This is a genomic window from Mumia flava (assembly GCF_002797495.1).
In the GTDB taxonomy this organism is placed as follows: Bacteria; Actinomycetota; Actinomycetes; order Propionibacteriales; family Nocardioidaceae; genus Mumia; species Mumia flava.
On the sequence record NZ_PGEZ01000001.1, the window covers coordinates 2,291,259 to 2,309,789 of the forward strand.

At 71.0% G+C, this 18,531-nt stretch carries 13 protein-coding genes; 8 read left to right on the top strand and 5 right to left on the bottom strand.

The window, feature by feature from the left end; genetic code table 11:
- Positions 1–52: 52 nt before the first annotated feature.
- A complete protein-coding gene (locus CLV56_RS10895; protein WP_100414810.1) occupies positions 53–1,324 on the bottom strand; it encodes a beta-propeller fold lactonase family protein in 1,272 nt (423 codons plus the stop codon).
- A gap of 134 nt (positions 1,325–1,458) precedes the next feature.
- The gene (locus tag CLV56_RS10900) at positions 1,459–2,964 is read right to left on the bottom strand and encodes a gamma-aminobutyraldehyde dehydrogenase (protein ID WP_039341205.1); all 1,506 of its coding nucleotides are present in this window, start codon (positions 2,962–2,964) and stop codon (positions 1,459–1,461) included.
- A 143-nt stretch (positions 2,965–3,107) separates the two neighbouring features.
- On the opposite strand from CLV56_RS10900, the gene CLV56_RS10905 reads away from it, so the two are divergent.
- The 5 genes from CLV56_RS10905 (at position 3,108) to CLV56_RS10925 (ending at position 9,890) form a co-directional block, all read left to right on the top strand.
- Positions 3,108–3,755: a TetR/AcrR family transcriptional regulator gene (locus tag CLV56_RS10905; protein ID WP_039341201.1), complete on the top strand. Its 648-nt coding sequence runs from the start codon at positions 3,108–3,110 to the stop codon at positions 3,753–3,755.
- Between the two features lie 308 nt (positions 3,756–4,063).
- The gene (locus CLV56_RS10910) at positions 4,064–5,407 is read left to right on the top strand and encodes an ABC transporter substrate-binding protein (RefSeq protein ID WP_039341199.1); all 1,344 of its coding nucleotides are present in this window, start codon (positions 4,064–4,066) and stop codon (positions 5,405–5,407) included.
- A gap of 108 nt (positions 5,408–5,515) precedes the next feature.
- Positions 5,516–6,442: a carbohydrate ABC transporter permease gene (locus CLV56_RS10915; protein ID WP_039341196.1), complete on the top strand. Its 927-nt coding sequence runs from the start codon at positions 5,516–5,518 to the stop codon at positions 6,440–6,442.
- Positions 6,439–7,356 (top strand): carbohydrate ABC transporter permease, encoded by a 918-nt coding sequence (locus tag CLV56_RS10920; protein ID WP_245857761.1) that lies wholly within the window; start codon positions 6,439–6,441, stop codon positions 7,354–7,356. The genes CLV56_RS10915 and CLV56_RS10920 overlap by 4 nt, the downstream gene beginning before the upstream one ends.
- Before the next feature lie 59 nt (positions 7,357–7,415).
- Positions 7,416–9,890: a beta-glucosidase family protein gene (locus tag CLV56_RS10925; RefSeq protein WP_039341194.1), complete on the top strand. Its 2,475-nt coding sequence runs from the start codon at positions 7,416–7,418 to the stop codon at positions 9,888–9,890.
- Between the two features lie 85 nt (positions 9,891–9,975).
- Here CLV56_RS10925 and CLV56_RS10930 read toward each other — a convergent pair whose 3' ends face one another.
- Positions 9,976–11,589, bottom strand: a complete 1,614-nt coding sequence (locus CLV56_RS10930) for a PucR family transcriptional regulator (protein WP_039341191.1) — start codon at positions 11,587–11,589, stop codon at positions 9,976–9,978.
- A gap of 123 nt (positions 11,590–11,712) precedes the next feature.
- Here CLV56_RS10930 and CLV56_RS10935 point away from each other — a divergent pair, with 123 nt between their 5' ends.
- On the top strand, positions 11,713–12,618 hold the full coding sequence (locus CLV56_RS10935; protein WP_100414811.1) for a DUF3152 domain-containing protein: 906 nt from the start codon (positions 11,713–11,715) through the stop codon (positions 12,616–12,618).
- A 15-nt stretch (positions 12,619–12,633) separates the two neighbouring features.
- A complete protein-coding gene (locus CLV56_RS10940; protein WP_039341188.1) occupies positions 12,634–13,254 on the top strand; it encodes an L-threonylcarbamoyladenylate synthase in 621 nt (206 codons plus the stop codon).
- Positions 13,255–13,260: 6 nt separating this feature from the next.
- On the opposite strand, the gene CLV56_RS10945 is transcribed toward CLV56_RS10940, so the two are convergent.
- Positions 13,261–15,030 (bottom strand): RCC1 domain-containing protein, encoded by a 1,770-nt coding sequence (locus tag CLV56_RS10945; RefSeq protein ID WP_039341185.1) that lies wholly within the window; start codon positions 15,028–15,030, stop codon positions 13,261–13,263.
- A 6-nt stretch (positions 15,031–15,036) separates the two neighbouring features.
- The gene (locus tag CLV56_RS10950; RefSeq protein ID WP_039341182.1) at positions 15,037–16,803 is read right to left on the bottom strand and encodes an RCC1 domain-containing protein; all 1,767 of its coding nucleotides are present in this window, start codon (positions 16,801–16,803) and stop codon (positions 15,037–15,039) included.
- Positions 16,804–17,019: 216 nt separating this feature from the next.
- Here CLV56_RS10950 and CLV56_RS10955 point away from each other — a divergent pair, with 216 nt between their 5' ends.
- Entirely contained in the window at positions 17,020–18,522 is a 1,503-nt protein-coding gene (locus CLV56_RS10955) for a CoA-acylating methylmalonate-semialdehyde dehydrogenase (RefSeq protein WP_039341179.1), read from the top strand.
- The last annotated feature ends 9 nt before the right edge of the window (positions 18,523–18,531 follow it).

Sequence of the window (18,531 nt, forward strand, 5' to 3'; positions counted from 1 at the left end):
CGTCCCCGCCGGGCAGATGCCCGACGGGGACGGCGTTGCAGGGCGGGTCGGATCAGCGGCGCTTGACGCGGAACGTCTTCGCGGCGTTGGGTCCCCAGCCCTTCTTGTTGTGGGCGCGGACGATCACCTTGTACTTGCCGTACCGGAGCTTGCCGCCCTTCTTCAGCTCGGGACGGGTGAGCACCGCGTACGTCGGCTTGCGGAACTCCTTGTGCACCGTGAGGCTGCCCTTCTTGACCACCACCTGGTAGCGGTTGATCGGGGCGTTGCCCGTCTTGGACGGCTTCTTCCAGTCGACGATCCACCGCTTGGCCCGCGGCTTGCCCTTGACCTTGAGGTTGCGGACCTTCCCCGGCTTCGTGACCTTCGGGTAGAGCGCCTTGTAGGTCAGCAGGGCGTTGCCCGAACCGTTGCCGACACTCAGTCGGTGGTTCGCGTCAACGACCACCCCGTACGGGTTGGCGAGCTGCGTGGCTCCACCGATGAGCCTGGTCAGCGGTGCCTTGTTGCCGTTGGCGCCCGCGCCGTACACCGTCACTGCCGCCGCCGTGTTGTTCGCGACGTAGAGCCGCCCGCTCGAGTCGGTATCGATGCTCCACGGTGTCGCGAGCTGCGTCTGCAGGCCTCCGATGAGTCGCACCGGAGGAACGTTCCCGTTGGCCGTCTTCTGGTAGGCGGTCACCGTGTTGGCCGAGTAGTTGGTGACGTAGATCCGCCCGCTGGGAGAGACCTCGACGCCGGCCGGGCTGCTGAGCTCGGTCTGTCCGCCGGTGATCTGGCGGGTCGGTGTGGCGTTGCCGTTCTTCGCCGGGCCGAACACGAGGAGGCGGTCGTTGCCGAAGCTTGCGATGTACACCGTTCCGCTGCTGTCGACATCGATCCCGTACGGCGCGCTCATGTTCGTGTTCGCGCCCGAGATCTGCTTCGCCGGTGCGACGTTGCCGTTCGCCCCCGGCGGGTAGACCGTGATCTTGTTGGTCCCCTCGTTGGTGACGTACAGGTAGCCCGCGTTGTCGACGGCGACGTCGGCGGGCGCCGACAGCTGGGTAGCACCTCCTTGGATCGACCTCAACGGCGTCGCGTTGCCGTTCGCGTTCGGCCCGAAGATCCGGATCGCGTTGTTGCTGTAGCTGGCAGCGTAGAGACGCCCGGCCTTGTCCCGGGTCACACCGACGGCGAGGTTCAGCCCCGTGTTGCCGCCCGAGACGACCTGGACAGGGGGGCGGTTGACGTCGGCGGCCGACGCCGTGGGAGCCGCGGCCAGCGTCGCGGCGATCAACCCGACGCCGGCGGTGCCGGCAGCGAGCAGGGTACGAGTCTTCATGATGGGTCCTTCGAACGAGAGTTCTCCGGCCCGGGGGTTGGACGCCTTCGTGGCGTCGCCTCACCCTGTCCTACGCCCTGCGGGATCTCACGAGGTGGGTTTTTGCACCGTGGATCCGCCAGCCGCTCGGGCGGTCAGGCGCTGAAGACCGTGGAGTGCCAGTCGCGTCGCGCCTCGCCCGTCAGATCGCGCATCACGTGCTTGACCTGCGTGTACTCGTCGAACGAGTACGTGCTCATGTCCTTGCCGTAGCCCGACGCCTTGTACCCGCCGTGCGGCATCTCCGAGATGATCGAGATGTGGTCGTTGATCCACACGCAGCCGGCCTGGATCTCGGCGCTCGCACGCTCGGCGCGGTAGATGTCGCGCGTCCACGCCGACGCCGCCAGGCCGTACGGGGTGTCGTTCGCGAGCCGGATCGCCTCGTCGTCGTCGGAGAACGGCAGAGCGACGAGGACCGGGCCGAAGATCTCGTCCTGGACCGCCTCGGCATCCTGGGCGAGCCCGGTGAGCAGCGTCGGCTCGTAGTAGAAGCCGTTCCGCTCGGGTGCGCGGCCGCCGCAGAGCACGTTCGCGCCGGCGGCCCGGGCACGGTCGACCATCGCGGCGACCTTGTCGCGGTGCGCGGCCGAGCTGAGCGCGCCGAGGTCGGTCGCGGGATCGGTGGGGTCGCCGATCACGACCTTGCGCATGAGCGCGGCGACGCCCTCGGTGAACTCCTCGAACCGGCTCTCGTGCACGTACGCCCGGGTGGCCGCCGTGCAGTCCTGGCCGCCGTTGATGATCGAACCGGCGACCGCTCCGCGGATCGCGGCCTCGAGGTCGGCGTCGTCGAAGACCACGAACGGGGCCTTGCCGCCGAGCTCGAGATGCACGCGCTTGACCGTGGCGGCTGCGGTCGCGGCGATCTGCTTGCCGACCGCGGTCGAGCCGGTGAAGGAGGTCATCGCGACACCCGGGTCGGCGACGAGACGCTGACCGGTGGTGGCGCCGGGGCCGTTGATCACGTTCACGACGCCGTCGGGCAGCCCGGCGTCCTTCGCCGCCTGCGCGAACATCAGGGAGGTGAACGGCGTGATCTCGGCGGGCTTGAGCACGATCGTGTTGCCGGCCGCGATCGCGGGGAGGATCTTCCAGGCTGCCATCTGGAGGGGGTAGTTCCACGGGGCGATCGAGCCGATCACGCCGAGGGGCTCGCGGCGGATCGACGAGGCGTGCCCGCCGGAGTAGTTGCCGCTCGCCTTGCCCTCGAGGTTGCGGGCCGCGCCGGCGAAGAAGTCGGTGTTGTCGATCGTGCCGGGGACGTCGAACTCGGTGGACATCCGGATCGACTTGCCGGTCTGGAGCGTCTCGGCGGCCGCGAGGTCGTCGGCGATCTCGTCGAAGCGGCGCGCCAGCGCGTACAGTGCGGCGCTGCGCTCGCCCGGCGTCGCGGCGGACCACTCCGGGTACGCCCGGGCGGCTGCGTCGACCGCAGCGGCGACGTCGTCGTCGTTGGCCGACGCGTACGTCGCCACGACGTCGCCGGTCGCGGGGCTGGACACGACGACGTCCTCGGGGCCGTGCCCGTCGACGTACGCACCGCCGATGAACTGACCGGCGGGGATACGGGCGGGATCGAACGGCGCAGGCGTGCTCATGGCAGTGATTGCAGCACGCCCGACGCCACGCGGCCAACCGGCGGTCTGTCACCCCTGCCCCGTCCCGCGTGACGCTCTGTCACCCCTCCGGGGTCGGGCGGAACGCTACTGACCGGGCGGTAAGTGGGGGTAGGGTCAGGTCCATGACGAGCGACGCCGCCCCCATCAAGCGCACGCGGGCCGCGCGGGTCCCGGCGGACCAGCGGCGTGCCGAGATCCTCGTCGCGGCGCTCGACGTCTTCGGCACCCGTGGCTTCCACAAGGCATCGCTCGGGGAGATCGCCGAGCGGGTCGGCATCACGCACCAAGGCATCCTGCACCACTTCGGGTCGAAGGAGCAGCTGCTCGTGGAGGTGCTCGAGTACCGCGACGCGACCGACGTCGCCGACTTCGAGAACGCCGAGCCGCCGCACGGTCCACTGCTCCTCGACCACCTCGTACGGACCGCGCAGACGAACACGACCCGTGGCGGGCTGGTGCAGTCGTACGCCGTGCTGTCGGCGGAGTCCGTGACGGAGGGGCACCCGGCGCAGGACTCGTTCCGCGACCGGTTCACCCATCTGCGGGGCATGATCGCGGATGCGCTCGCCGACACCGTGCCGGCGGACCGGCGTCCCCCGGAGGAGGAGCTCGACGCGGCCGCGTCCTCGATCATCGCGGTGATGGACGGGCTGCAGGTGCAGTGGCTGCTCGACCCGGAGCGCGTGGACATGCCCGCCGCGGTCGCGCTGGTGATCGACGCGCTCCTGGCGCGGTGGGGTCTGGCTGCGCGCGCGGCCGACGTGCTCTGAGGGGTCTCGATCGCTCGCTCCGCTCGCGCCTCGACCAGCGGGCATCGTTCGCTCCGCTCGCGCCTCGACCAGCGGGCATCGCTCGATTGACGGGAAGGTCGGTGTTCGAGGCGGGCGAGGAACGAGCCCGATCGAGAACGCACCCGGCGCCGTTATCAGATCGTGACGTTCACTACTTACTTGCAGGTCAGTAAGTATGGTTCGATGGCGTTCGGTTCGCATGTGTGTCCGGCGTCACATCGAGCACTCGGTCGCAGCGGTTCGCGGCAAGGTTCACATCACCAACGTCGGGGAGAAAGGACCACACCATGGCGGTACTCAAGCGACGCGCCGCGTCCGCCGCGCTCGCGGCTGCGGCGCTCCTCCTCGTCGCAGCGTGCGGCGGGGGCGACGACGACTCCGACGCCTCCTCCGACTCGAGCTGCGAGCCGGCTGCTGACGGCGAGAAGGTCACCCTCACGTTCTCCTCCTGGGTCCCCGGGATGCAGGAGACGGTCGACCTCTGGAACGAGAACAACCCCGACATCCAGGTGAAGTACAAGGAGGTCGTCGGCGGCAACGAAGGCACCTACCAGGCGTACTCGAACCAGATCAAGGCCGGCACGACGGGCGACATCGGCATGGTCGAGTTCGACAACCTCGCGAGCTTCCGGCTCCAGGACGGCCTGTACGACATCGGCGGCTGCGAGCCGTGGCAGGAGGCCGAGGGCGACTTCGTCGACTGGACGGTCTCGCAGGTCAGCTTCGGCGAGGACGGCTCGGCGTACGGGGTGCCGATGGACGTCGGGCCGATGGCGCTCTACTACCGCAAGGACCTGTTCGAGCAGAACGACATCGGCGTCCCGACGACGTGGGACGAGTACTACGAGGCCGCGAAGAAGATCAAGGCCCTGGGCGCGACGATCGGTGACTTCCCGCCGGACCAGCCTGCATGGTTCACCTCGCTCGCGTGGCAGAACGGCGCCACGTGGTTCTCCGAGGACGGCGGCACGTGGACGGTCAGCCTGAACGACGACGCCACCGAGCAGGTCGCCGACTACTGGCAGAAGCTGCTCGACGAGCGTCTGCTCGACACCGTGCCCGGACTCGGCGACCCGCAGTGGAACGCTCTGGACAACGGCAAGGAGTGGTCGATCATCGGCGCTGCCTGGACCACCAAGCTGCTCGAGAACAGCGCACCGAAGACGGCCGGCAAGTGGGCCGTGGCGCCGATGCCGCAGTGGGAGGCCGGTGACAACGCCGCCGGCAACTGGGGCGGCTCGAACGCGGTGGTCTTCAAGAACACCGAGCACCCGTACGAGGCCGCGAAGTTCGCCACCTGGGCGTTCAGCGCACCGGAGGCGCTGGCGCTCAACAACAAGAACGGCGGCCAGTACCCGGCGACGACCGAGGGACAGGCCAGTCTGCCTGCGCTCACCGAGGGCCTGCCGTACTACGGAGACCAGAAGGTCTGGGAGGTGTTCGCGGAAGCCTCGAAGGGAGTCGACCCGAGCTTCCAGTGGGGCCCGACCATGACCCAGACCTACTCCGACCTCGGCAACGGGCTCGGCCAGGCCGTCAACGGGCAGGCCACCCTTGCGGACGCCCTCGAGGAGGCGCAGAGCAAGACCGTCGACACGATGGAGGCGCAGTCGCTCGACGTGTCCGAGTAGCGGGTCGCCCTCGTACGACCCGCCGGTGCGGCCGGCCCTCCTCCCGGGCCGGCCGCACCACCCCGACCACCGCGCTGCGGGCGCGGTCCGACCACGAAGGAGCCCGTGATGGCGACCACCGCCGCGCCGCCGCGTACAGACGCGGCCGCGCCGCCGCCCCGACGGCGACCGCCCGTGAGGCACAAGGGCGCGATCGTGGGATTCCTCGCCCCGTTCGCGGTGCTGTTCACCGCGTTCTACGTGGTGCCGATCGCCTACGCGGTCTGGCAGTCGTTCTTCACCGTCGAGCGTGAGGGGACCTTCGGCAAGGCCCGCGAGGTCTTCGGCGGGCTCACCCAGTACCAGCGCGTCCTGACCGACGCGGACTTCTGGGGGAGCATCGGCAACGTCGCGGTGTTCTTCGTCCTCTCGATCCCGCTCCAGCTCGGGCTGGCTCTGGTGTTCGCGCTGCTGCTCGACTCGCCGCTGGTCAAGGGACGCAGCTTCTTCCGCCTGGCGTTCTTCGCCCCGTACGCGGTGCCGGGCGTCATCGCGGCGATCATGTGGGGCTTCCTCTACTCGCCCGGGATCTCACCGTTCCCCCAGGTCGCCGACCGCTACGACCTGCTCGGCCCGGACCTCGTCGTGTTCGCGATGGTCAACGTCGTCAACTGGGTCTACACCGGCTACAACATGCTGATCATCTACTCCGCGCTCCAGTCGATCCCCCGTGACGCGATCGAGGCGGCGACGATCGACGGCGCCGGCCAGTTCCGGATCGCCTGGTCGATCAAGATCCCCGCGGTCGCTCCCGCACTCATCCTGACCGGGGTGTTCTCGATCATCGGCACCTTGCAGCTCTTCAACGAGCCGAAGGTGTTCCGGTCGATCTCGAGCGCGGTCAGCAGCGACTACACCCCGAACCTCATGGTCGACGCCACCTCGAACATCCCCGACTACCACCTCGCGGCCGCGATGTCGGTGGTCCTCGCCCTGATCACGTGCACGCTGTCGTTCACGTTCCTCAAGGTCACGCAGAAGCGAGCGTTCTCGTGAGCGCCCCGACGAGCGGCCCCGCCCGTACGCGCGGTCGCACGCGCCGGCGTCCGCAGGCGCCCGCCCGCTCGCAGCGCCCCGCGCCCCTGGGCGTCGGCACGGCCACGCTCTTCATGGTCGTCTGCGCCTCGTACTTCCTGGTCCCGCTCTGGTGGCTGCTGGTCGCGTCCAGCCGCGACCGCGCGTCGCTGGCCGACGGTGACGGGCTGTGGTTCGCGCAGCCCTTCGAGCTGTTCGCGAACATCCAGGGCACGGTCACCTACGACGACCACATCTTCCTGCGCTGGGCCTTCAACAGCGTGATCTACTCCGGGGTCGGCGCAGCCCTGGGCACGCTGTTCGCGGCGATGGCCGGGTACGCGCTGGCGAAGTTCGTCTTCCCGGGCCGCGAGGCGGTCTTCAACGTGATCCTCGCGGGCGTCCTCGTCCCGGCGACCGCGCTCGCGCTGCCGCTGTTCCTGCTGTTCAGCGGATTCGGCCAGGCCGACACGATGTGGGCGGTGCTGCTGCCGAGCCTGGTCTCGCCGTTCGGCGTCTACCTCGCCCGGATCTACGCGGCGAGCAGCGTCCCCGACGAGCTGCTGGAGGCGGCGCGGATCGACGGTGCGTCGGAGTTCCGCACGTTCTTCACCGTGTCGACCCGCCTGATGGTGCCCGCGCTCGTGACGATCTTCCTCTTCCAGTTCGTCGCGGTGTGGAACAACTTCTTCCTCCCGCTGGTCATGCTCCAGAGCACCGACCTCTACCCGCTCACCCTCGGCCTGCACACCTGGAACAGCCAGGTCACCCACACGCCCCAGCTCCAGCTCTACGTGATCGTCGGGTCGCTGCTGTCCGTCGTCCCGCTCGTGATCGCGTTCCTCTCGCTCCAGCGGTTCTGGCGGGGCGGGCTCGCCGACGGCGGCGTCAAGTAGCCGTACGCCCCACCCGCCCCAGCACGCCGCCGCGTCGCACGACCACTCAGGAGACCGAAATGCCCGAAAACGCACCCGACTCGACGCTCGAGGCCCTCCTCGCCCGGCTCACGCTGGAGCAGAAGGTGCGCCTGATGACGGGCGCCGACTTCTGGGCGCTGCACGACGAGCCCGCAGCCGGACTCCGCCGGATGGTGACGTCGGACGGCCCGGCCGGGGTGCGCGGCGAGCTGTGGGACGAGCGCGACCCTTCGGCGAACCTGCCCTCGCCGACCGCGCTGGCCGCGACCTGGGACGACGCGCTGCTCGACGAGGTCGGCCACCTGCTCGCGGCCGAGGCCCGCCGCAAGGGCGTCGACGTGGTCCTCGCCCCCACGGTGAACCTGCACCGGTCGCCGTACGGGGGGCGGCACTTCGAGTGCTTCAGCGAGGACCCGCTGCTGAGCGGCCGGGTCGGGGCGGCGATCGTCCGCGCGCTCCAGGACGACGGCGTCGCCGCGACGGTCAAGCACCTGGTCGCGAACGACTTCGAGACCGACCGCCTCACCGCGGACGTACGCGTCGACGAGCGGACGCTGCGCGAGCTGTACCTCGCGCCGTTCGAGACGATCGTCCGCGACGCCGGCGTCTGGGCCGTGATGGCCGCCTACAACCGGGTCGACGGCACGACCATGACCGAGTCGCCGCTGCTGCGCGACGTCCTCCACGGCGAGTGGGGCTTCGACGGTGTGACGATGAGCGACTGGTACGCCGCACGCAGCACCGAGGCCGCGGCGACCGGCGGGCTCGACCTCGCGATGCCAGGGCCGACCGGTCCGTGGGGGGACACGCTCGTCGACGCGGTACGAGAGGGGCGGGTGCCCGAGGAGCGCATCGACGACCACGTCCGCCGGATCCTGCGGCTCGCGGCGCGGGTCGGAGCGCTCGAGGGGACGCAGCCGCAGCCGGTGCCGCCGAGGACGCCCGACGAGACGCACGCGCTCGTACGGCGGGTCGCGGCGGCGGGGTTCGTGCTGGTCCGCAACGCCGACGTCGACGGCGCTCCCGTGCTTCCGCTGGCGAGCGGCGCGGGGACGCGGCTGGCGGTGATCGGCCCGAACGCCCATCCGGGACGCACGCTCGGCGGCGGCAGCGCCTTCGTGTTCACCGACCGCGAGGCGTCGCCGCTCGACGGGCTGCGGGACACGTTCGGCGCCGCCGCCGTGACGTACGCCGAGGGGGTGCGGTCGCACCACCGGATCGGGATCGCGGACCCGGCCCTGCTCAGCGTGCCGGAGAGCGGTGTTCCGGGGGTCGCGATCCGGTTCGTCGGCGGTGACGGCGAGACGCTCGCGACCGACGAGCGGGTGGGGGCGGCGTTCAACTGGAACAACGCGTTCGCCCCCGGGGTGGAGCCGGACGCGCTCGCCGGCGTCGAGGTCAGCACCGTCCTGACGGCGCCGGTCGCCGGCACGTACCAGGTCGGCGCGTCGGGCGTCGGGCTGTTCCGGATCGCGCTCGACGGCGACGTCGTCGTGGACCGCCTGCTCGAGCTCCCCGAGGGCGCCGATCCGGTCGAGGGTCTGATGCGGCCCCCGCAGGCCGGCGTCCCGGTCGAGCTCGAGGCCGGAGAGCAGGTCCGGATCGACCTCGTCCGCACGATCAAGGACCACGTGCCGGGGACGGACCTCCTGGTCTCGCTCCAGCTCAACGTCGACCTGCCGTACGCGGGCGACGAGGCCGCGATCACCGAGGCGGAGCGTGTGGCTGCGGACGCGGACGTCGCGGTGGTCGTCGTCGGCACGAACGAGGAGGTCGAGAGCGAGGGCTTCGACCGCGACACGCTCGCGCTGCCGGGTCGCCAGGACGAGCTCGTACGCCGGGTGCTCGCCGCGAACCCGCGCACCGTCGTCGTCGTGAACGCCGGCGCGCCGGTCGCGATGCCGTGGCGGAACGACGTCCCGGCGACGCTGCTCACGTGGTTCCCGGGTCAGGAGTACGGCCACGCGCTCGGCGACGTGCTGACCGGCGCGGTCGAGCCGGGCGGGCGGCTCCCCACCACGTGGCCGGTCGACGACACCGACCCGCTTCCGTCGGTCCGGCCGGTCGACGGCCGGGTCGCGTACGCCGAGGGGCTGCACGTCGGGCACCGCCGCTACCTGCGCGACCGGCTCCAGCCCGCGTACTGGCTCGGGCACGGGCTCGGCTACACGACCTGGCAGCACCACGACGTGGACGTACGGGGCGGGGCGGACGACGCGGTCGTCGACGTCGTCCTGCGCAACACCGGGTCGCGGCGGGGTCGTGAGCTCGTGCAGGTCTACCTGTCGCGGGCGAAGAGCGCGGTCGAGCGTCCGGCACGGTGGCTCGCGGGGTACGCGTGGGTGGAGGCGGACCCGGGGGAGAACGTCGTGGCCGCGGTGCCGCTCGCGCGCCGCGCGTTCGAGCACTTCGACGTGGACGCGGGCGCGTGGGTCGTGGAGCCGGGCACGTTCGCTGTCGAGGTCGGCCGCTCCGCCGGTGACATCGCAGCCCGCACGTGGTTCGAGGTGTGAGCCCGGCGCCCCCGATTTGACGCGTTTCCCACCGTTCTCGCACCGCGACCTGGTGGAGAACCCGTCGAATCGGGGGCGCGGACCCTCAGCGGCGGCGCTGGTCGCGCGCCATCAGTGCGACCCCGAGCGACAGGCGGGTGTCGGCGTCGTCGAGACAGACCCCGAGGATCCGCTCGAGCTGGTCGAGCTTCTTGTAGAGAGCGGGCCGGCTGCGGTGACTGACGCGGGCGAGCTCGGTCTTGCTGCCGTTCACCGCGAGGTACTGCCGCAGGAGCTCGAGCATCCCGTCGTCGTGGGTCGCCTCGTGCACGAGCAGCCGGTCGAGCTCGGACTCGGCGAACGCCTGGACCCGCGGGTCGTCGTGCAGCAGCGCGATCAGGCCGTGCAGCCGTACGTCCGCCGCCCGGAAGAACGGGCGCCGTCGCCCGGACGGCATCGCGGTCGCGACCTCCGCGACGTGCTGGGCGTGCCGCAGCCCGCCGGCCGCAGCGATGAGCGAGTCGACCGCGGCGCCGGCGCCGACGGTCACCTCGTCGAGCTCGGGCTGCCGCGCGTGCTGGGCGTGCAGCGTCTCGGCGAATCGGGTCAGCCCCTCGTCGCCGCTCACGCCGAGCGCGGCGAGCACCCCGACCTCGTCGGGGCCGAACGGGCCGACCAGCACCGGCAGGCGTACGGCGCGTGCGGCGTCCTGGACACGTTCGACCAGCCGGCGTGACCGCCGGTGCGCGGCCATCGGGTCACCCGCCTCGCCGGCAGCCGCGCGCACGACGGTCGCGACGTACGGCGGGCTGGGCGGGAGCCCGAGCGCACGGGCTCGCGCGTCGACGTCGGCGGTGTCGGTGACCCGGGCGTCGGCGAGGTCGGAGAGGAAGCCACCTTGTGCCTGCACGGCGAGGCTCGCGCGGTCGCTCTCGGCCATCCGGCCGAGCTCGAGCGCCTGGGCTGCACGCTCGAGCACCATCGCGAGCCGTTCCTGGTCCGAGGCCGGGTTGACCACGACGAGTCGGCCCCAGCGCTGCTGGATCCCGACGGGCGTCGTCATCCAGGCTTCGGGCCCGGTGATCCCCGTGTGGTCGAGGGCCGGCACCAGCCGGGACCGCTTCTCCCAGCCCTGGAGCAGCCCGCTCGCGGGCCGGCCGATCGCGACGTGGGCCACGACGTGCCGCGAGAGGTCCTCCAGCACCACGGACGAACCGGCCAGGTCACCGGCCGCCTCGACGATGTCCTGCGCGGCCGCGCCCTCGAGCGACAACGCCGTGAACCGCTCGTGCACCCGCCGGGCGAAGTCGAGCAGCTCGTACTGCTCGGCGACAATCGCGCGGTGCACCTGCTCGGTGATCTCCACGAACCGCGCCCGCTGATGCAGCGCGACGAGCGGGAAGTCACGGTCGCGTGCACGCGCGAGCACGTCGTCGGGGATCTGCGCGAAGTCCGGGCCCAGCTCGACGAACAGTCCGCACGCACCCGCCGAGATCAGGTCGTCGAGGTACGCGACCGCGTCCGCGCCGGGGCCGCGCATCGCCAGGCCCGTCGAGAGGATCAGCTCACCACCCGACAGAAGCCCCGCGACCTCCCGTACTTCGCTCACGTGCACCCAGCGGACCTGGCGGTCGATCCGACGCCCGCCGGCCAGGGTCTCCGGCTGGGCGGCGCGGACGGAGTCGGAGGCGAGGATCGCCCGCAGGGTCGGGAGAGGCATCCTTCCAGCGTAGGCGACTGTTCGTCATGCATGTCCGGTCGGCGGCGACACTTCGTCATCGTGACGCGCGGGCCGCGATCCGGCGATCGGGCCGGCTCGCCCGAACCGGGTTAGCGTGACGTGATGCTCGTCCGCGCGCTCGCCGCGACCCTCCTGCTGAGTCTGGTGCCGTCCGCGCCGGCGGCGGCCGCGGGCGCCAACCCGGCTGCGATGCGCGGGCCTGCAGCGACCGACCGTCAGGCCACCGTGGCGGCGCAGCAGGAGATCACGGTGGTGCTGCGCCCCCGCACCGTCGGCACGGTCCGCTTCCGGCAGACGCTCCGCCGGACCCTCGGGCGCTACTCGGTGCGCGACAACACCTACGCCACCCGCTGGCTGCGCGACGGGCGACCGATCCGCGGCGCGACGAAGGCGCGCTACCGGCTGCGAGCGGCCGACGTCGGGCACCGGATCGCGGTCCGGGTCACGGTCCGCCATCCCGGACACGTCCCGCGGGTGACGCGATCCGTGGGGCGCCGCGTCAAGCACGTGCGCGACGTCCGCGCGACCGTCCGTTACACGGTCCGGAGGGACGGGTCGTTCACGAAGGCGATGCGGACGTTCCGCCGCCAGGTCGCCGAGACCCTGAACGACCCCCGGGGGTGGCGTGCGGCCGGAGTGCGGTTCAAGCGCGTCTCCAGCGGGGGATCGATGACGGTGGTGCTGGCCCGGGCGTCGCGCCTCCCGCGCTACTCGAGCGTCTGCTCCGTCCAGTGGAGCTGCCGCGTCGGCCGCTACGCGATCATCAACCGACTGCGGTGGCGGACCGCGTCGCCGGCCTGGAACGCGGCGGCGGACACGACCCGTCGCGGCTACCGGCACATGGTCGTCAACCACGAGGTCGGCCACTGGCTGGGTTGGGGGCACAAGCAGTGCAGCCGCCAGGGCCGCAGGGCTGCGGTCATGATGCAGCAGTCGATCAGCCTCGGAGGCTGCCGCTTCAACTCGTGGCCGAAGCGGGCGGAGCTCCGCGTGCCGCGGTACCGGTAGCCGTACGCTTCCGCCATGGCGCGGTACATCGACCTCCATCCCCAGGACCCTCAGCCCCGCGGGATCGCCCAGGCCGTCCGGATCCTGCGCGACGGCGGGCTGATCGCGTACCCGACCGACTCCGGGTACGCGCTGGGCTGGACGCTCGACAACGCCGACGCGCTCGATCGGGTCCGGCGGATCCGGCAGCTGGACGACAAGCACCACTTCACGCTCGTGTGTCGCGACTTCGCGCAGCTCGGACAGCTGGTGAGCATGGACAACGCGGTGTTCCGGCTGGTCAAGTCCGCGACTCCGGGGCCGTACACGTTCATCCTCCCGGCCGAGCGCGAGATCCCGCGCCGGATGCTGCACCCGAAGAAGAAGACCGTCGGCGTGCGGATCCCCCAGCACCGGGTCGTCGCGGCCCTGCTCGACGAGCTCGGCGAGCCGCTGGTCTCCAGCACGCTGCTGCTGCCCGGCGCCGACCATCCCATGACCGAGGGTTGGGTGGTCAACGACGAGCTCGGGATGCAGGTCGACGCCGTCCTCGACTCCGGCGAGACGCCGGCCGAGCCGACCACGGTCGTCGATCTGTCCGACGGCGTGCCGGAGGTCGTACGGGTGGGCGCGGGCGACGTCAGCCGGTTCGAGTGACGCGGCTCAGCGCCGCCGGATCTTCACCTTCTTCGAGGTCGCTCGAGCAGCGGTCGTGTACGGCGCTTTCGCGGTGACGCGGACGCGGAGCTTCTTCCCGGCGTCGGCCTTGCGCACGCGGTAGACCCGCTTGCCACCCTTGGCGCCGCGGATCTTCTTCTTCCCGCGGTACCAGCGGTACGCGACGCGGGTCGGGGTGGCGTTCCAGCGGCCCTTGGTCGCCTTGAGGCGCTTGCCGACCTTCTTCTTGCCGCGGATCTTGGGCCGCTTGGTGTTCTTGAGCACGAGCCTGACCCGTGCCGTCGGCGCTGAGGTGGTCGCATCGCTCGAGCCGGGCAGGGTGGCGGTGATGCGGACCTTGATCCGCTTCTTCCAGTCGGCGCGGACCAGCCGGTACGTCCGGTGCGTCGCGCTGGTGATCGGCTTGCCGCCGCGGTACCACCGGTAGTCGACTTTCGCCCCGCTGGGGAGCCACGTGCCGCCGCGCGCCGTGAGCAGCCGGCCGACCTTGCGGGTGCCGGTGATCCGCGCGGAGGAGGTCCGCACGATCGGCTGGCCGGACAGCGGTTTCAGGCTGCGCTGCGGCTCCAGGGTGGGTTCACCGGTGAGCTGGCCCTTGTCGTTGCGTCCGGTGCCGTAGACGACGCCGTTGCGGCCCAGGAGCAGCGTCGTGTTGGACCCGGCCGAGATCTGGGCGATCGGACCGGTCACCGAGGGGACCCCGGCGAGTGGGGTGAGGGTGTCTCGGCTGCCGTCTCCTGTCAGCCGGCCGTCGTCGCTGGACCCCGTGCCGTAGGCGATGCCGTCGGAGCCGAGGACCACCGAGGTGAAGTTTCCGGCGCTGATCGCGACCGCGTCGACGCCGGACGGCAGCCCGGCCAGCGGGGTGAGCGTGTCCAGCTCGGTCTCCTCCCCGGTCAGTTCTCCGTGGCGGTTGTCGCCGGTGCCGTAGGCGACGCCGTCGTCGCCGAGCACGAGCGAGTGGAACTGGCCCGCGTCGATGGCGATGGCCTCGACGCCGTCGGGCAGGCCGGTCAGCGGGGTGAGCGTGGTCTTCGTGGTCTGGGTGCCGGTGAGCTGTCCGTAGCCGTTGTAGCCCGTGCCGTAGGCGATGCCGTCGTCGCCGAGGACGAGCGAGTGGGAACCCACGCTCGCGGCGATCGCGACCGCGCGGACATCCGGCGGAAGCTCCATCGGGGTGAGCGTGTACGTCCTGATGGCGTTCCCGGTGATCTGTCCGTTGGAGCCGTAGCCCGTGCCGTAGGCGACGCCGTCGTCGCCGAGCACCAGCGAGTAGTTGGCCCCCGCCGCGGCCGCGGTGGCGCTGACCCCGGAGGGGAGGCCGACCATCGGAGTCAGCGTCGTGCGCTGGGGGTCGGGGTTCTCCTCGTCCTCGTCGGTGAGCTGGCCGTGGCCGTTGCGTCCCGTGGCGTACGGGATGCCGTCGTCGCCGAGGACGAGCGAGTGCTCGAACTCGGCGCTGACCGCGGCGGCGTGGACGCCGGACGGCAGACCGGTCATCGGCGTGAGCGTGGTCTTGGGGTTGTCGGTTCCGGTGATCTGACCGGTCCCGTTCGAGCCGGTGCCGTACGGCCGGCCGTCGGCGCCGACGACGACCGTGTGGGTGTTGCCGGCGGCGATCAGCGTCGCCTGTGCGACGGTGGGTGGCGGCGTCGGTGTCGCGGCGGACGCGATGGGCGCCGCACCGACGCCGGCGCCGACCAGGGTGAGCGCGATCGCGGGCGCGACGAGGCTGTGTCGAACGGGTCGGGTCATGGTGGCTCAGCCCTTTCGGATGCGGACCCGCTTCGAGAAGGCGTGGGCCATCGTGGTGTACGGGGTGTGGGCGGTGACGCGGACGCGGATCTTCTTGCCGGCGTCCTTCTTCCTGACGCGGTAGACGCGGTGGCTGCCTTTGGCGCCGCGGATCTGCTTCTTGCCGCGGTACCAGCGGTACGAGACCCGGACCGTCGGTGCGTTCCAGCGGCCCGGGGTCGCCTTGAGACGCTTGCCGACCTTCCTCTTGCCCCGGATGGTCGGTCGCCGGGTGTTCTTGAGGACCATCGAGACCCGCGCCGTCGGGACCGAGGTGGTCGCATCGCTCGAGCCTGGCAGGGTGGCGGCGATGCGGACCTTGATCCGCTTCTTCCAGTCGGCCCTGACCAGCCGGTACGTCCGCTTGGTTGCGCCGCCGATCGGCTTGCCGTCGCGGTACCACCGGTAGCCGACCCGCGCTCCTGTGGGCGACCAGACGCCGCCACGGGCCGTGAGCAACCGCCCGACCTTCGGCCTCCCGGTGATCCGCGCGGAGGCGGTCCGCACGATCGGTTGGCCGGACAGCGGCTTCAGGCTGCGTTGCGGCTCCAGGGTCGGCTCACCGGTGAGCTGGCCCTTGTCATTGCTGCCGGTGCCGTAGACGACGCCGTTGCGGCCCAGGAGCAGCGTCGTGGCCGGTCCGGCTGAGATCTGGGCGATCGGGCCGGTCGCCGAGGGGACCCCGGCGAGTGGGGTGAGGGCCTGGCGGTCGCCCGTTCCGGTGAGCTGTCCGTAGGGGTTGTAGCCCGTGCCGTAGGGGATGCCGTCGGAGCCGAGGACCACCGAGGTCCCGTACCCGGCGCTGATCGCGACCGCGTCGACGCCGGACGGCAGCCCGTCCAGCTCGGTGAGCGTGGTGAGCTTCGCCGCGTCCCCGGTCAGCTCTCCCCAGATGTTGCCGCCGGTGCCATAGGCGACGCCGTCGTCGCCGAGCACGAGCGAGTGGAACTGGCCCGCGTCGACGGCGATGGCCTCGACGCCGTCGGGCAGGCCGGTCAGCGGCGTGAGGGCCTGGCGGTTGCCCGTTCCGGTGAGCTGTCCGTAGCCGTTGTAGCCCGTGCCGTAGGCGATGCCGTCGTCGCCGAGGACGAGCGACTGGAGGTACCCGCTCGCGGCGATCGCCACCGCGCGGACATCCGGCGGGAGCTCCATCGGGGTGAGCGTGTGCGTCCCGAGCTCGTTCCCGGTGATCTGCCCGTTGAGGCCGTAGCCCGCGCCGTAGGCGACGCCGTCGTCGCCGAGCACCAGCGAGTAGTAGCTGCCGGCCTCGACCGCGGTGGCACTGACCCCGGAGGGGAGGCCGACCATCGGGGTCAGCGTCCGGCGCTGGGGGTCGGGGTTCTCCTCGTCCTCGTCGGTCAGCTGGCCGTGGCCGTTCAGCCCCGTGGCGTACGGGATGCCGTCGTCGCCGAGGACGAGCGAGTGCACGACGTCGGCGCTGACCGCGGCGGCGTGGACGCCGGACGGCAGACCGGTCATGAGCGTCAGCGTGGTCTTGGGATTGTCGGTTCCGGTGATCTGGCCGTCCTGATTCGAGCCGGTGCCGTACGGCCGACCGTCGGCGCCGACGACGACCGTATTGCCTTCGCCGGCCGCGATCAGCGTCGCCTGCGCGACGGTGGGTGGCGGCGTCGGTGTCGCGGCCGACGCGATGGGTGTGGCCGCGAGGCCCGCGCCGGCGAGGGCGAGAACCAGGGCGGGAACGACGAACGAGCGGCGTGCGTGCGGACGCATGTGTGAACCCCATTCCGGTGAGAACCGTGCGTAACGTAGCCGGTCCGGAACGGGGAAGGTGGCACGTTTTCACCGTTCCGTGCGTTTCGGCACGGAACGCAGAGCGCCGGACCTTCAGGCCGCGCCGGTCGCCGCTACGGAACGTCAGCACGAGCCGTTACGGGGTGACAGATCGTCCGTTGCCGGACACCTGTGATCGGCCCCACCCTCGTAGTCATGACCGCTTTGATTCCGCACTGGGTTGATGGTGCTCGTTTTGATGGCACCTCGGGCCGTACCGGCGACGTGACGAATCCTGCGACCGGCGCTGTTTCTGGCCGGGTTGCTTTTGCCGATGCTGGGGATGCTGATCGGGTGATCGCGTCGGCGGCTGCTGCGGCTCGTGGGTGGGCCGAGACGTCGTTGACCAAGCGCACCCAGATCGTGTTCGCGTTCCGTGAGCTGTTGAATGCCCGCAAGTCCGAGCTGGCGGCGATCATCACCGCCGAGCACGGCAAGGTCCTCGACGACGCCCTGGGTGAGGTCACCCGCGGGCTGGAGGTGGTGGAGTTCGCCTGCGGGATGCCGCACCTGGTCAAGGGTGCCTATTCCGAGGGCGTGTCGACTGGGGTGGATGTGCACTCCAAGCGTCAGCCGCTCGGTGTGGTCGGGATCATCAGCCCGTTCAACTTCCCGGCGATGGTGCCGATGTGGTTCTTCCCGGTCGCGATCGCCGCCGGCAACACCGTCGTCCTCAAGCCGTCGGAGAAGGACCCGTCGGCTGCGGTCTGGATCGCGGAGCTGTGGAAGGAGGCCGGTCTGCCCGATGGTGTGTTCAACGTGCTGCAGGGTGACAAGGTCGCCGTGGACGCGGTCCTGGACTCCCCGGAGGTGAAGGCCGTCAGCTTCGTGGGGTCGACGCCGATCGCCCGCTACGTCTACGAGCGGGCCAGCCAGTCGGGCAAGCGGGTCCAGGCGCTGGGTGGGGCGAAGAACCACATGGTCGTCCTTCCCGACGCCGACCTCGACCTCGCCGCCGACCAGGCCGTCTCTGCCGGGTTCGGGTCGGCCGGGGAACGGTGCATGGCGATCAGTGTGGTGGTCGCGGTCGGGGGGATCGGTGACGAGCTGGTCGCGAAGATCGCCGACCGGACCCGCACCCTGGCCGTCGGTGACGGCACCCGCGGCTCGGACATGGGGCCGCTGGTCACCAAGGCTCACCGGGACAAGGTCGCCTCCTACGTCGAGGCCGGCGAGGCCGCGGGGGCGAAGGTCGTCGTCGACGGCCGCGATGTGCAGCCCGACGGGGGTGCGGAGGGGTTCTGGCTCGGCCCGACCCTGTTCGACCACGTCGATGTCGACTCCTCGATCTACACCGACGAGATCTTCGGCCCGGTGCTGTCGGTCGTGCGGACCGAGACCTACGACGAGGCGGTCGAGCTGATCAACGCCAACCCCTACGGCAACGGGGTCGCGTTGTTCACCTCCAACGGCGGTGCGGCGCGGAAGTTCGAGCACGACATCGAGGTCGGGATGATCGGGATCAACGTGCCGATCCCGGTGCCGATGGCCTACTACTCCTTCGGTGGGTGGAAGAACAGCCTGTTCGGCGACTCCCACGCCCACGGAATCGAAGGTGTGCACTTCTTCACCCGTGGCAAGGTGATCACCTCACGCTGGGGCGACCCCGCCGTCAAGCCCGTCGGCGGACTCGAGCTCGCCTTCCCGAAGAACAGCTGAGCCCCAAGA